We start from the raw sequence: 15,081 nt of genomic DNA on the forward strand, positions 1-15,081 counted from the left end.
GTTTTTAGCTGGATGTATACCCGAAAGTTGTACTGAAGGGATTGTGAACCTAGTGTATCTATTAGTGAGAATCGGTCGAGGGCGACAGGAGGCGATGTAAGAATGACGCTTGCTCCGGAGAGCAATCCGAAGATCCAGGATACGCCTCCATTTCGCATTCCGCTCAGCGACGCAGACAGGGCGTTCCTCACAGGCCTGGGAGCAACCTTGCGCCGTTACGCGCCGCATGAAACGATCATGCGGCAAGGCGACGATGAGGGCAGGGCGTTCATCATTCACTCCGGCTGGAGCTGCGTCCATACCGACCTTCCGGACGGCGAACGACAGATCATCGACTTTCCCTTCAGCGGCGACATCATCGGCCTGCGAGCCTATCAGAGCCCGAGCTACATCTCCCTCACGTCGATTACCAAGTTGATTGTATTCGAAGTTCCGGCAAAAGCGCTTACCGCGGCGGTAGAGCACTCGCCCAGGCTGGCCGGAACTTTCCTGTCGGTCGCCGCCCGCCAGAGAGCCATCCTTGTCGAGCATCTTACCAATGTTGGACGAAGGCGCGGTGCTGCGCGCGCAGCCCACCTGCTGCTTGAAATCGGAACCAGGCTGGGCGACGGCCAGCGCTTGGCAAGCCACTACGAATGCCCTCTTACACAATATGATCTAGCCGATGCGCTCGGAATGACGGCGATTCATATCAATCGGATACTCAAGGATTTGCGCGAACTCGACCTTCTTTCCTTTCGGCACAGAACGGTCGATTTCATAAACCTACCAGCGACGAAGAAGTTCGCGGGCTTTAATCCGTCTTATCTTTTACTTGAAAGAATATAGTCCTGTAGCTTTACCTACCAGTAAATACCCGTTCATCACTCAAACGATTTATGCTTTTATAATTTTATTTTGTTAATATAGAATATTACCTAAAGTTTGTTCATCGAATGCTGTGCAGCATCAATAAATTGTTACTAACGGTATTTATATGTGTAGATAGATATGTTTAATATATGCGATCATCATCACAAGATTTACACCAACGGAAATTTAACCAAAAATATTCATTTTTTGCTAACTTAAATTAGCGCCTTTCTCCCGTCGTGATGTACCTTTGGTTGTAGCACTGCTTGCGGTGGGGTGAAACGGGCTGGGTATCAATCACATCCTTTCTTGTGACGTTTGAAGGTGCGAAACAGCACCGCAAAGTGACGTTACCACATGCAACAGTACTATTGGGAGGATGACCGTCGCATAAACGGTCATCTGGGCAAATACAGTTGTCAAACGGAGCGTAAACTTATGAGTACCACGAGTGGAACCAACGGAAGCCATGCTTCTGAACATAACGTGCCAATCGAATTGCTTCAGACATCCATGCTCGGAGGACAGGGGCCTGTCGAAAGCGTGGTCAACTTTCACGGAACGAGAAGCGCAAATCGCTCTCTGGTTGTCCTGGATAATCGAGCACTCGACCGTGAGTGCTTTGCGCAAAGCCTTACGTCCCACAAGATCGGGATGGAAGTATTGGCGTTCGGGACTATCGAAGACTGGAAAGCCGAGAAAGATCTTCATCCGCCGCTGTCGGCTATATTGCTGAACGTTGGCGGATGCAAAATCACCGATGCTCTCGTTGCCGACGAAATCAAAAAACTGACGTCAGAATTTCGGACCACGCCGGTTGTCGTGCTGGCCGACACGGATGATCTGACGCAAATACTCAAGGCGCTCGAATATGGCGCTCGCGGCTACATTCCATCGTCAGTCGGCATCGACGTCTGTGTCGAGGCTATCGGATTGGCGCTTGCCGGCGGCATCTTCGTGCCTGCAAGCAGTGTTCTGGCAATGCGCCAGACCATCGCCTCCGGTGGCGAAGCCGCTCGGCCGATGGCTGGGCTGTTCACATCGCGCCAGGCTGAAGTCGCCCAGGCGCTGCGGCGGGGCAAGGCGAACAAGATCATCGCCTATGAACTCAATCTCCGCGAAAGCACGGTGAAGGTTCACATCCGCAACATCATGAAGAAGCTGAAGGCCACGAACAGGACCGAGGTCGCCTACAAGATCAACGACCTGTTCCCAGGCGAGATGAACGCCGCGTAAGAAGGCCGACAGAGGGTAACACTATCTTCGGCGTAAAATGCAAAGGCACGACGCCGAAGACATCCAAGAAGCAAAGCGCCGCGTAACCTCCGGGTTGCGCGGCGTTTCAGCGATCGGCGGCAAGAAAGTTCTCGATCACCTTTGTATCGAGCCCGGCTTTCGCGCCGATTCGACGGATCAGCTCAGCTGCCGCGGGCCGCGGCCGACCCATCGGCCGATCCATCCAGTAGGAAACCGGATTGAGCACCCGGCGCTTGTCAACCGCCACGATGCGGCCTGATTGCAGCTGGTCCTGTGTCAGAGGCGGCCGCGCCAGGGCAATGCCCAGATTGTGTGCCGCGGCGTCCAGCACCAGATTGTAATCTTCGAAACGGCGATCCTGCGGCCGGGGGCGGTAGTCCATGCCATGCTCGCCGAACCAGGCACGCCATGCCGAGGCGTCGGAATCGTGAATGAGCGGATAGCGCAGCAATCGCTCCGGTGCGCCGGCACCGATTTCCTCGGCCAATGCCGGCGAGGCGATGGGAAAGCACCTCTCTTCGAAAAGCTGCACGGATATTCGCCCGGTAATGCGTCCGCGTCCGCAGCGGATGGAGACATCGATGCCTTCATCGTCGAGATCGGCCTGGCGTATGTCGATATCGAGCACGATCCGCAGCTTTGTCGGGCCATTCTCCAGTGCCGAGAGCCGCGGCATCAGCCACAGCCCGCAGATGGAGGGGATGGAGGTCAAGCGCACGACCGCCGTTCCGCGCGGCTCGCTCCACCGCTCGGTGGTATTGGCGATCAAGGCGAAGGCTTCGGTGGTCCGCAGAAACAGACGCTGGCCTTCGAGGGTGAGCGATACGCCGCGCGCGCCGCGATCGAAGACTTTCAGGCCGAGCCACGCTTCCAGTTTTGCGACCTGACGGCTGATCGCGCCATGCGTGAGGTTCAGCTTTTCAGCCGCGGACGAAAAGCTGCCAAGACGGGCCGAGGCCTCGAAGGCGCGCAGTGTCTCAAGCGGCAGGATGGGTTCTGAGCTGTGATCCATGCTCACAGCAGAACCTCGATTTATTCGTTTGTCAATCAGCTCGCGGCGGCGCTTCTTGTCGACGATCCCAGAGGAGGCCGCCATGAACGCAACCGCAGCATCGCTTTATCGCTCGGCAAACACAGTTACCGCCGCTGCGGTCGTCGTTACGATCCTGGCCTGGGCCTCCGCTTTCCCGGCAATCCGGGCCGGGCTTGCCGCATTCGGACCGCTGGAACTCGGCGCGCTGCGCTTTGCCATTGCCGCCGTTCCAGCCGCGATTTTCCTGGCGGTGACAAGACCTGCCTTGCCGAGGCTCGGCGAGATGTGGCGCTTTGCCTTTGGCGGCGTGGTCTTCGTCGCGCTCTACACCGTTCTCCTGAACTTTGGCGAGCTGACGGTCTCGGCGGGTGCTGCAAGCTTCATCATCAATGTCAGCCCGATCCTGACCGCCGTCTTTGCCATGGCAATGCTTGGTGAGCGTTTTACGGGCCTGGCATGGCTCGGCACCTTCCTGTCATTTGCCGGCATCGGAATCATTGCCCTGGGCGAAGGGCAGGGCCTTCATTTCGACAACGGCGCCTTGCTGATCCTCGGTTCGGCATTGTGCACTTCGCTCAATACGGTCGTGCAGAAGCCGCTCTTTGTCCGTCACAAGCCGCTGACGGTGTCAGCCTGGAACATGATCATCGGCGCCATCTGCCTGCTGCCGGGGTTGCCGAACGGGATCGCACAGATGGCGGTTGCCGATCATCAGGGCCTGGTCGCAGTCATCTATCTCGGAATCGTGCCCAGCCTGATCGCCTATGGAAGCTGGGCCGTAGCCCTGTCGCGCCTGCCGGCTTCGAGGGCCTCGAATTTCCTCTATTGCGTGCCGCCGGTGGCCACCTTGATCGGCTTCCTTTGGCTCGGCGAGGTGCCGACGTTTCTGGGCATTGTGGGCGGTATTTTGGCGCTCGGCGGCGTGGTCATCGTCAACCTGCGCCAGCGATAGCCATCCGGCTCCATCTCCATCGAAATTCACCGCCGTCGCGATATGTCACCGTCGGAAGGGCACCTGCTCCTACCGTGATAATCACATCGGTGGATAGTAATTACGGGCTATGTATCCACTTTAGAAGGGTGGTGCACACCGATTGATGCCGTTCACTGATCCGCAAAAGCTGGCAGGATCAACGTTCTTGAATATCTGATCCAGATGTTCGGGTCAGGCGGCAACCGGGGCGATGCACATGCTCAGAATCCATTTCAGGAATCATGATTATTTGAGCGCTTCCGGCGGTTCGACCAGGGTCTATACCGCGGCGAGCGAGGACATTTCAGCAAATGCAAACGCAGGGCCATCGACGGGCATCACGGCCGAGGCCGAAGAGTCCGACGGCAGAAAGCGTGTAGCCTGTTCCCTTCCGGACGCGCCCCATGGCGGTGGCGGAAAAGTGCTGACGGCCATGCTTGGCGACGAGGGTCATTCATCCGCCTTGTCCGGCGTTGCGGCGTCTGCGCGCATGTTTTCGGCTCACAGTGACGCCGAGCTGAAGAGTATCGGCTTTTCACTGGAGAGGTCCGTTACCGTCCCGCAGACAGGATCTTCTGGAGCGTCTGCCGCATTTGCCCCATTCCCATCCTGGACCGTAGGCACAACATCTGCCCTGTCCGCCGGCTCATCGAGCGCCGTTTCGCGGGTGTCGAGCGATGCGTCGTCAGGAGTCGTCGATGTCTTGTCGCCGACCGCGCCGGTTACGTCGATCGTGGACGTCATTTCCTCGGGCACGGCCGGGGGCATCACCAGTCCCGCCACGTCCACCGCACCGGCGACAAGCATACTGCCTGCCGCAACAGGCGCGCACCTGCCTGCTGTCGACGTCTCCGGCATAGCGCCGGCGGCTACCGATACGGACATGGACGGCGGCGTCACGCCTCCTGTGGGACCCTCGTCGGTTGGCGCCGAAACGCCGGCTGGACCTTCGACCTCGAGCCTTGTCACGCCAGCGGCAGCGGCCAATTCAGATCCCGCCGCCGGCACTCCCAATGTGGAGAGTTTCAGTGCGTTCGTTGCGGCGGCCGCTGCCGGAGATCCCGCCGCAGCGGCACCTGCGGCAGCAGCCTTGGCTGCGACACCCAACAAGATTGCCATCGAAAACGCGAAGCAAGGCAACCCGCAAAGCGAATGGGGCATCACCGGGGACGGCGATGGCAACATCCAGGGTTTTGCCACCGAAATCAGCACCAATATCGGGCAGACGGTGGACTTCAAGATCGCCACCGATTCCACTCATTATCGCATCGACATCTATCGCATGGGCTATTACGGCGGCGACGGTGCGCGCAAGGTCGCCTCGATCGACCAATCGCTGACGACCGCGCAGGTCCAGCCGCATCCGATCGTCGACATGTCGCTCGGGCTTATCGACTGCGGCAACTGGTCGGTATCGGCAAGCTGGGGAATTCCGGCAGACGCGACCTCAGGCATCTATTTTGCAAAGCTCGTGCGGCTGGATGGCACCCCCGGCGAGAGCATCATTCCTTTCGTCGTGCGCGACGACGCCTCGGCCAGCGATATCGTCTTCCAGACGTCCGACACGACCTGGCAGGCCTATAACGCCTGGGGTGGCGCCAGCCTGTATTTCGGCGAGGTGCCGGTCGATCCGGCCGATATGATCGGCTACATGCCGCCCAATTGCAGTTGCGGCATCAACGCCATCGGCCGTGCCTCCGCGGTCAGCTACAATCGCCCCATCATCACCAACACCAGCCCGGTCGGCGGCACGCACGATTTCATCTTCGGCGTGGAAAGCTCGGCCGTCAGCTGGCTCGAGCAGAACGGCTACGATGTCTCCTACATTTCAGGCGTAGACGCGACCCGCAACGGCAGTCAGCTGCTGAACCACCAGGCGTTTCTTTCGGTCGGGCACGATGAATACTGGTCGGCCGAACAGCGCGCCAATGTCGAGGCCGCCCGCGATGCCGGCGTCAATCTCGCCTTCTGGAGCGGCAATGAAGTCTATTGGAAGGTTCGCTGGGAAACCAGCATCGACGGTAACGGCACGCCTTACCGCACCATGGTCTGTTACAAGGAAACGTGGGGCACCAGCAGCGATCCGAGCGATGTAGGTACCGGGACGTGGCGCGATCCGCGCTATGCCGATCCCGGGCAGGAGCCCGAAAACTCGCTCACCGGCACGATGTTCTCGGTCGACGGTTATCGTCTGGACACGATCACCATTCCGTCCGATTACGGCAATCTCCGCTTCTGGCGAAACACTGACGTCGCCAATCTTCAGCCTGGACAGACGCTTGAGCTCTCGCCGAACCTTCTCGGTTACGAGTGGGATTCGGACGTGGACAACGGCTTCAGGCCGGCTGGCCTGATCAACATGTCGCTGTCCACCGTTTCGGTGAACACCTATCTGCGCGACTACGGCACCAGCGTTGGTGCGGCAGATGCGACGCACAGCCTGACCATGTATCGCGCCGAAAGCGGCGCGCTGGTGTTTGGCGCGGGCACGGTGTTCTGGTCTTGGGGCCTCAGCGACAACCACGAAGGCCCGGAAACGGCCACGGACCGCAACGTCCAGCAGGCCATGGTCAACATGTTCGCGGATATGGGCATCCAGCCGACAACGCTGGACGCAAGCCTGATCCTGGCGACACAATCCACCGATCACACCAAGCCGATCTCGACGATCACGTCTCCGACGCTGGGCGCAAGTTTCGTCGAAGGGCAGCGCGTCACCATCACCGGCACCGCGCAGGATCTCGGCGGCGGCGTTATCGCCGGCATCGAGGTTTCGCTGGATGGCGGCCTGCGCTGGTTCAAGGCCACGGGCCGCGAAAACTGGAGTTTCAGCTGGGTCGTCCAGGCCAGCGGCACATACAACATCATGTCGCGCGCCGTCGACGACAGCCTGAATCTCGAAACGCCCGGCACCGGAAAACAGGTGACGGTCACTCTGCCGTCAACGTCGAGCCTGTGGTCCATGGCCGCCAAGCCGGCGGTGGAAACGGCGATGGACCGCGTCGGCATCGAACTCGGCGTCAAATTCGAGACCACCACCGGCGGCTTCGTGACAGGCATCCGTTTCTACAAGGGCTTCTACAATGTCGGCGAACATCTCGTCAGCTTGTGGAAAGCCGACGGCACGCTTCTGGCGACCGGTGTTTCCACCGGAGAATCGCTGTCCGGCTGGCAGACCGTAACCTTCTCGAGCCCGATACAGATCGCGGCAGGAACGACCTATGTCGCCTCCTATCATACGGGTGGCTACTATTCGATCACAGATGGGTATTTCAACTCCGCCTACTCGAATGGCGCGATCAAGGTTCAGGCCGGAGGCGGCGTCTTCGCCTATAGCGAGAGCACCGGCACTTTCCCCGGCAACAGCTTCAACGGCAGCAACTACTGGGTGGATGTGGTCTTTGACGCAGGGCCAAACTCACCGCCCGTGGCAACCGATGACAGTGGCTTTACGGTCACCAAGAACGGCACGCTGACGATTTCCATCGCGGCGCTGGTCGCCAACGATACCGATCCCAATGGCGATGCGCTGACGATCACCGCAGTCGGCAACGCCGTCAACGGAACGGTGACGCTGGATACCCAGACCGGCAATGTGATCTTCACGCCAAATGCCGGCTATTCCGGTCCGGCGACCTTCAGTTATACGCTTTCCGACGGGCGAGGCGGAACGGACCAGGGTGGCGTCAGCCTGACCGTCGAAGACGGGCCGGCGGGCGTTTCGCTGTTCCAGCCAAGCGACGGTCCGACGGGTGGCGCGTCAAACGAAGGTGTCGGGCTCGAACTCGGCATGAAGTTCGTCGCATCGGCCAGCGGCACCATAACCGGCATTCGCTACTACAAGGCGGCCGGCGACACCGGCACGCACACCGGCTCGATATGGAGCGCCACGGGTGCGCTTCTCGGCACTGTGACCTTCACCAACGAGTCCCTGAGTGGTTGGCAGACGGCCAAATTCTCAAGCCCGATCCAGCTCACCGCCGGCACGACCTATACCGCTTCCTATCATACGACCGGAAGCTACGTGGCGACGTCGAACTACTTCACCACCGCCATTACCAATGGACCGCTGACTGCACCGTCGTCGACGACGAGCGGCGGCAATGGCGTGTACACCTACAGCGCAGGCGGCGTTGCGCCGACATCCAGCTATCAGGCGACGAACTATTGGGTCGACGTCGTCTTCAACCAGTCGACGGTCAATACCGCGCCGGTCGCCAACAACGACAATGGCTTCGTCGTCACTTATGACACGCCGCTTGCCATCACGTCCGCCTCGCTGCTTGCAAACGACACGGACCCGGACGGCGATGCGCTGACGATAACGGGCGCCAACAATGCCACGAACGGCACTGTTTCGTTCAACAGCCAGACCGGCGCCATCACCTTCACGCCGACCGCAGGTTACAGCGGGCCGGCAAGCTTCTCTTACGGCATATCGGATGGCCGCGGCGGAACCGCATCGGCAACGGTCAACCTGACGGTTCGTCCGCTCGATACGAGCAAGAACCTGTTTTCGCCTTCCGACACGCCGGCCAACCCGGCGGTCAACGATCCGAACTCGGTGGAACTCGGCGTCAAGTTCATCGCGTCCGCCGGCGGCACGATCACCGGCCTGCGCTATTACAAGAGCGCGCAGGATACCGGAACGCACACCGGCTCCCTGTGGACCAGCACGGGCACGCTGCTTGCCACCGCCACCTTCACGAATGAGACGGCAAGCGGCTGGCAGACAGTCAACTTCTCGCAACCGGTCACGGTGTCGGCCGGCACCACCTATGTCGCCAGCTATCACTCCAACGGCTTCTACTCGGCAAGCGACAACTACTTCACCACCGCGCACACCAATGGCCCGCTCACAGCACCGTCGAGCGCGTCGAGCGGCGGCAATGGCGTTTATCGCTATGGCTCCAGCAGCCTGTTCCCGAATGCGAGCTACAATGCGACGAACTACTGGGTGGATGTCGTCTATCAGCAGGCGACGCAGAACATGGCTCCCGTCGCCAACAATGACTCGGGTTATTCGGCGAGCTTCAACACGCCCTATGCAATCCAGGCGTCCGCCCTGCTTGCCAATGACAACGATCCTGACGGCGACCCGCTGACGATCACCGGCGTCAGCAGCCCCGTCAATGGCACCGTTGCCTTCGACAGCCAGTCGAACATGGTCACGTTCACGCCGACGACCGGCTACACTGGACCGGCAAGCTTCTCCTATGCCATCTCCGACGGCCATGGCGGCACAAGCTCGGCCCAGGTCTCGCTCAATGTCATAGGGCAGGGCGCCGAACAGAGCGTGTTCTCTCCAAGCAGCACGCCGGCGACGGTCACCGTCAACGACAACAATTCGGTCAATCTCGGCATGAAGTTCCAGGCCGACGTCGCTGGCTGGATCACCGGGTTCAAGTTCTACAAAGGTCCCAGCAATACCGGTCCGCATACCGGCTATCTCTGGACGGCAGGCGGGACACTCCTGGCAAGCGCCACCTTCACCAACGAGACCGCGAGCGGCTGGCAGTCCGTCGACCTGTCCCAGCAGGTCCAGATCCAGGCGAACACCACCTACGTCGTCTCCTACAGCACCAACGGCTCCTATTCGGCGACCGGCAACTTCTTCACCTCCGACATCGCCAACAACAATCTGCATGCCCTGTCATCGACCCTTAGCGGTGGTAACGGCGTCTACGCATACGGGTCGAGCGGGCTGTTCCCGACGAGTTCCTTCAACAGCACAAACTACCATGTGGATGTGGCGTTCAGACCGCAGCTTGCGGCGTAGAGGTGAGCATGGGGGCCCAGAAAATACGCGACAATCGCCTGCCGGTGACGGTGCTGGCAGGGTTTCTGGGCGCCGGCAAGACGACGATTCTGAACCACGTCCTGCGTAACCGCGAAGGACGCCGCGTCGCGGTCATCGTCAACGATATGAGCGAGATCAACATCGATGCCGATCTCGTTCGCGATGGCGGCGCCGACCTTTCGCGCACCAATGAAACGCTCGTTGAACTCACCAATGGCTGCATCTGCTGCACGCTGCGGGATGATCTGCTGGGCGAAGTGCGCCGGCTGGCAGCCGAAGGGCGCTTCGACTACCTGTTGATCGAAGGCACCGGCATCGCCGAGCCCCTGCCGATCGCGGCGACATTCTCTTTCAAGGACGAAAAGGGCGCGGCCCTTGCCGATGTCGCACGGCTCGACACGATGGTGTCGGTCGTTGATGCGGCAAACCTGCTTTCCGACTATTCGAGCTCGGATTTCCTGAGCGATCGCGGCGAAACCCGCGACAAGGATGACAAGCGCACGCTGGTCGATCTCCTCGTCGAGCAGATCGAGTTTGCCGACGTCGTGGTGATCAACAAGATCTCGGAAGTGATGGCTGAGGCCCGCGCCACCGTGCGCCGGATCGTTGCCGCCCTCAATCCCGATGCGCGCGTCATCGAGACCGATTTCGGCCACCTGCCGCTTAGTGCGATCCTTGACACCGGCCTTTTCAGTGAGGCGAAGGCGGCGAGACATCCGCTCTGGCACAAGGAACTATATGGCTGGGGCGATCATGTGCCGGAAACGGAAGAATATGGCATCGCCAGTTTCGTCTATCGCGCCAGGCGTCCGTTCGACCCGTCGAAGCTAAACGACTTCCTTGCGCAGGAATGGGCCGGACTCATCCGAGCGAAGGGGCATTTCTGGCTGGCCACCCGTCCCGACTGGATCGGCCTGCTTTCGATCGCCGGCACGCAGCGCCGCACCGAGGCGAAAGGTCTGTGGTGGGTGACCGTGCCGAAGGCGCACTGGCCGCGCTATCCGCAATTCCGCGAGCTGCTCGATCGCCATTGGAGCGAGGTCTGGGGCGATCGCCGGCAGGAGTTGGTCTTCATCGGCGCAGGTCTCGATGAACAAGCGATCTGCGCGGCGCTCGACGAATGCCTGGTCGGCGAAGAAGCCGGCTTTGATCCTCGGCTTGCGCGCGAGCTCAACGATCCGTTTCCACCGTGGCAGCACGCACATGCTGCATGACAGAACTCGAACCTGAAACCCATGGAGATGACAATGAGCAACGAACTCTACGCCGACGGCATTGGTGAAATCACCGTCACCGGCACGATCGTCAGGATCGACCTGATGTCCCTGTCCGCCACTGAGCGCGACGACAAGAACAATCCCAAGCCGGTGTTTCGCCAGCGGGTGATCATGCCGGTGGATGCTTTCGCCAATGCAGTGGATCTCATGCAGAAGGCGCTTGGCGGTCTCGTCGAAGCCGGTGCGGTGCGCCGGGTCGGTGACGTCCAGAAGGCGCCGGTGGCAGATACGGGCTCCCAGGGAAAACCCCAGAACGCATCACCGAACTTCAACTGACCGGTAACGCAGCTTCTATTGCTCGGGCGGGGCCATGGACACGTATCAGCATACCAGCCTTCAATGCCTGGCCTTGGTCGCGCGCCATCATGGCGTCGACCTATCGCCCGAACGGCTCGTTCACGATTATGCAGTGGGCGACCAACCTGTCGCTACGCGGAAGCTCCTGCGAATGGCGAAGGATGCCGGGCTGCGCGCCCGGCATATGAAGCTTGCCTGGCGTTCGCTTTTCCAGTTGGGCGATGCCTATCCCCTGCTTGCCGAACTTGAAAACGGCAACTGGGTGGTGATTGCCGGCGCCGCCATTGGCGGCGAAGAGGACATGATCCGCATCCTCGATCCGCTGGCCCAGCGTCCGGAATTCCTTCTTCTGAACGAACAGCAGTTTTCGAAGGGCTGGAGCGGGTCCGTCATTCTTCTGAAGCGTAACTATCGTCTGGCCGATGACGACCAGCCGTTCGGCTTCCGCTGGTTCTTGCCCGAAATTATCCGCCAGCGCAGCCTGTTCCGCGATGTCGCCCTGGCGGCATTCGTTCTCTACGGGCTCGGCCTGACAACGCCGATCTTCTTCCAGCTCGTCATCGACAAGGTGCTGGTGCATCAGAGCTATGCGACGCTGACCGTCCTTGTGATCGGCGTTGCCGTTGCCCTTGTCTTCGACGCGGCCTTCACCTTTCTCAGGAAATACCTGCTCCTCTATGCGACGAACAAGATCGATATCCGCATGGCGACTCGCACGTTCGGGCATCTCCTGAACCTGCCTATCGCGCTGTTCGAGCAGGCATCGGCCGGCGTTCTCGTCAAGCATATGCAGCAGACCGGCCGCATCCGCGAGTTCCTGACCGGGCGGCTCTTCCTGACGCTTCTCGACGGGTTGTCGCTTCTGGTCTTCATACCGATCCTGGTTCTCTACAGCGTCAAGCTCACCTTCGTCGTCCTCGGCTTTGCCGCTTTGGTCGGCCTCGTTGTCATGTGCCTTGTGGGGCCGTTCCAGAGACGATTGCAGGCGCTCTATCAGGCCGAAGGCGAAAGGCAGGCACTGCTTGTCGAAACCGTTCACGGCATGCGCACCGTCAAGTCACTTGCCCTGGAGCCGCGCCAGCGCCGCGTCTGGGACGACAGCTCGGCGCAGTCAATCTCGGTTCGCTTCCGTGTCGACAAGATCTCGAATATTGCGCAGGCGCTGACCGGTCTTCTCGAAAAGCTGATGAGCGTCGCCATCATCGGTCTTGGCGCGCTCGACGTGTTCAGCGGAACGATGACGATCGGCGCGCTCGTTGCCTTCAACATGCTGGCCGGCCGGGTCTCCGGGCCGCTCGTCCAGATCGTCACAATGGTCCACGAGTATCAGGAGGTAGCACTTTCCGTCCGCATGCTTGGCGAGATCATGAACCAGCGCCCCGAGCAGTTCGGGCGCGGGCGCGGTATCAGACCCGAGCTCAAGGGCCAGATCGAGTTCGAAAAGGTGACGTTCCGCTACGGGCCTGATGGCGCGCCGGCGCTTGACGACGTTTCGTTCACCGTGCCTGCGGGCTCGGTGTTCGGCATCGTCGGCAAGAGCGGTTCGGGCAAGACGACGGTTACGCGCCTGATCCAGGGGCTTTACCAGAACCAGCAGGGGCTGGTGCGCATGGACGGCTATGACAGCCGCGAGATCGATCTCGTTCATCTCAGGACAAGCATAGGCGTCGTGCTGCAGGACAATTTCCTGTTCAAGGGGTCCGTCCGTGAAAACATCGCGGCGGCAAAGCCCAATGCGAGCATCGAGGAGATTGTCGAAGCCGCCCGCATTGCCGGTGCGGAGGAGTTCATCGAGCGGCTTCCGCGCGGTTTCGAAACCCTGCTGGAGGAAAACGGATCGAACCTCTCCGGTGGCCAGAAGCAGCGCCTCGCTATTGCGCGCGCTTTGATCACCGACCCCAAGCTGCTTATCCTGGATGAAGCCACCAGCGCGCTCGATCCCGACAGCGAGGCGATCATCCGCCAGAACCTCAGCAAGATCGCGGAGGGGCGCACGGTCATCATCGTTTCGCATCGCCTGTCGACGCTGGTCGACGCCGACGCCATCCTGGTCGTCGATCGCGGCAAGATCGCCGACATCGGCCGCCACGATCAGCTCGTCTCGCGTTGCATGACATATCGCCATCTGTGGTCCCAGCAGACGAGGCAGGTGGCATGAACGCGCACACGCCAAAGCCCAGCGAGAACCTGCCCGTACCGGTTAATAAGCCGGCAACCGAACTGGTTGTGAAGCGGCCGCCGCTTCCGCCGGTCATTGCCGAATTCCAGTCGGACGCGGTGGAACTTGAAGAACGCGTTCCGCCGAAGATCGCGCGGCTTACGCTCTACGGCGTCACCGCGCTCATCGTCGCTGCGGTGACGTGGGCCTCGGTCTCGCAGATCGACGAGGTGGTCATCGCCCCCGGCAAACTGATCACCACCCAGCCGACAATCATCGTGCAGCCGCTGGAAACCTCCATCATCCGTTCCATCGATGTCGCCAATGGCGATGTCGTTCGTGCGGGTCAAACGCTTGCGACGCTCGACGCAACGTTCAGCCAGTCGGATGTCGACCAGCAGCGTGCGAAGTTTGCCGCACTCGACGCGCAGGTCAAGCGCAGCGAGGCCGAACTCAGCGGTGCTGATTATTCCAAGATCGCCGGCAGTTCGTCGGATGAGCAGCTGCAGGTGCAGCTCTTCGGCCAGCGGCTCGCCTTCTATGTCGCGCAGATCCAGAATTTCGATCAGCAGATAGCAGGGCAGGCGGCGTCGATGACGGCCGGCAAGGAACAGGAAACGATCCTGCTCAGCCGGCGTGAAAATCTCAGCCTGATCGAAAATGCGCGCGAGAAACTGTACAAGCAGGAAACCGGGTCTCTGCTCAATCTGCTCAGTTCGCGCGACGCCCGTCTCGACGTCGATTCGAGCATCTCGCAGTTGCGCGGCAAGGCCGAAGAGGCCGGCCATTCGCTGGCGAAGCTCCGGGCCGATCGCCAGGCCTTCATCGAGGATTTCCGCCGCGTGACGATGGAAAAGCTCGTCGAGCTCAGAAGCCAGCGCGACACGGTCGGCGAAGAGCTGAAGAAAATGGAGCTGCGCCGCAACATGGTCGTCCTGACGGCGCCGGCAGATGCGGTCGTGCTCGATCTTGCGCAACGCTCCATCGGGTCCGTCGTGCGCGAGGCCGAGCCGATCGTCACGCTCGTTCCGCTGAACGTGCCTTTGGAGGCGGAGGTCTCGGTCAATTCGCGCGACATCGGGCGTATTGCAGTGGACAAGGACGTGCGGATCAAGTTCGACGCCTATCCGTTCCAGAAATTCGGCACGGCTTCCGGCTCGATCCGAACCATCAGCCGCGATGCCTTCACGCCGAGCCAGCAGGAAGCGGCTGTAGGTCAGCCCGCGGTTCCGTATTTCAAGGCGCGCGTCCTGCTTGCAGACACGCGGCTACATGCTTCGGCCGAGCCCGTGCGGCTATTACCCGGCATGACGGTGTCGGCCGAGATCAAAGTCGGCCGGCGGACAGTGATCTCCTATTTCCTCTATCCGCTCCTGCGCGGCCTGGACGATGCCATCCGCGAGCCGTGACCGGCATTCAACGTTGGATGCTCGA

General features: G+C 60.5%; 9 protein-coding genes. 8 read left to right on the plus strand and 1 reads right to left on the minus strand.

Translation table 11 applies throughout. The annotated features are described in order from the left end of the window. Positions 1–102 precede the first annotated feature (102 nt). Both DZG07_RS03080 and DZG07_RS03085 read left to right on the plus strand, forming a co-directional pair. On the plus strand, positions 103–828 hold the full coding sequence (locus DZG07_RS03080; RefSeq protein WP_091915799.1) for a Crp/Fnr family transcriptional regulator: 726 nt from the start codon (positions 103–105) through the stop codon (positions 826–828). Positions 829–1,209: 381 nt separating this feature from the next. Continuing rightward, positions 1,210–2,088, plus strand: a complete 879-nt coding sequence (locus DZG07_RS03085) for a response regulator transcription factor (protein WP_348626407.1) — start codon at positions 1,210–1,212, stop codon at positions 2,086–2,088. A gap of 106 nt (positions 2,089–2,194) precedes the next feature. Here DZG07_RS03085 and DZG07_RS03090 read toward each other — a convergent pair whose 3' ends face one another. After that, positions 2,195–3,121, minus strand: a complete 927-nt coding sequence (locus tag DZG07_RS03090) for a LysR substrate-binding domain-containing protein (protein ID WP_119821343.1) — start codon at positions 3,119–3,121, stop codon at positions 2,195–2,197. A gap of 82 nt (positions 3,122–3,203) precedes the next feature. Here DZG07_RS03090 and DZG07_RS03095 point away from each other — a divergent pair, with 82 nt between their 5' ends. The 6 genes from DZG07_RS03095 (at position 3,204) to DZG07_RS03120 (ending at position 15,056) form a co-directional block, all read left to right on the plus strand. Beyond that, positions 3,204–4,094: a DMT family transporter gene (locus DZG07_RS03095; RefSeq protein WP_119814175.1), complete on the plus strand. Its 891-nt coding sequence runs from the start codon at positions 3,204–3,206 to the stop codon at positions 4,092–4,094. Positions 4,095–4,605: 511 nt separating this feature from the next. After that, positions 4,606–9,894 (plus strand): DUF4082 domain-containing protein, encoded by a 5,289-nt coding sequence (locus DZG07_RS03100; RefSeq protein ID WP_119821345.1) that lies wholly within the window; start codon positions 4,606–4,608, stop codon positions 9,892–9,894. Between the two features lie 8 nt (positions 9,895–9,902). After that, on the plus strand, positions 9,903–11,129 hold the full coding sequence (locus tag DZG07_RS03105; RefSeq protein ID WP_119814177.1) for a GTP-binding protein: 1,227 nt from the start codon (positions 9,903–9,905) through the stop codon (positions 11,127–11,129). 33 nt (positions 11,130–11,162) lie between these two features. Next, a complete protein-coding gene (locus DZG07_RS03110; protein WP_091915805.1) occupies positions 11,163–11,468 on the plus strand; it encodes a hypothetical protein in 306 nt (101 codons plus the stop codon). Positions 11,469–11,502: 34 nt separating this feature from the next. Next, positions 11,503–13,647, plus strand: a complete 2,145-nt coding sequence (locus DZG07_RS03115; RefSeq protein ID WP_119814179.1) for a peptidase domain-containing ABC transporter — start codon at positions 11,503–11,505, stop codon at positions 13,645–13,647. After that, a complete protein-coding gene (locus DZG07_RS03120) occupies positions 13,644–15,056 on the plus strand; it encodes an HlyD family type I secretion periplasmic adaptor subunit (RefSeq protein WP_119814182.1) in 1,413 nt (470 codons plus the stop codon). The genes DZG07_RS03115 and DZG07_RS03120 overlap by 4 nt, the downstream gene beginning before the upstream one ends. The last annotated feature ends 25 nt before the right edge of the window (positions 15,057–15,081 follow it).

This window comes from Mesorhizobium sp. DCY119, from assembly GCF_003590645.1.
Classification (GTDB): Bacteria; Pseudomonadota; Alphaproteobacteria; order Rhizobiales; family Rhizobiaceae; genus Mesorhizobium_M.

Coding starts and splice junctions, on each gene's coding strand:
- DZG07_RS03080 (WP_091915799.1), top strand. CDS start 103: ATGACGCTTGCTCCGGAGAGCAATCCGAAGATCCAGGATACGCCTCCA.
- DZG07_RS03085 (WP_348626407.1), top strand. CDS start 1,210: ATGCAACAGTACTATTGGGAGGATGACCGTCGCATAAACGGTCATCTG.
- DZG07_RS03090 (WP_119821343.1), bottom strand. CDS start 3,121: ATGGATCACAGCTCAGAACCCATCCTGCCGCTTGAGACACTGCGCGCC.
- DZG07_RS03095 (WP_119814175.1), top strand. CDS start 3,204: ATGAACGCAACCGCAGCATCGCTTTATCGCTCGGCAAACACAGTTACC.
- DZG07_RS03100 (WP_119821345.1), top strand. CDS start 4,606: ATGTTTTCGGCTCACAGTGACGCCGAGCTGAAGAGTATCGGCTTTTCA.
- DZG07_RS03105 (WP_119814177.1), top strand. CDS start 9,903: ATGGGGGCCCAGAAAATACGCGACAATCGCCTGCCGGTGACGGTGCTG.
- DZG07_RS03110 (WP_091915805.1), top strand. CDS start 11,163: ATGAGCAACGAACTCTACGCCGACGGCATTGGTGAAATCACCGTCACC.
- DZG07_RS03115 (WP_119814179.1), top strand. CDS start 11,503: ATGGACACGTATCAGCATACCAGCCTTCAATGCCTGGCCTTGGTCGCG.
- DZG07_RS03120 (WP_119814182.1), top strand. CDS start 13,644: ATGAACGCGCACACGCCAAAGCCCAGCGAGAACCTGCCCGTACCGGTT.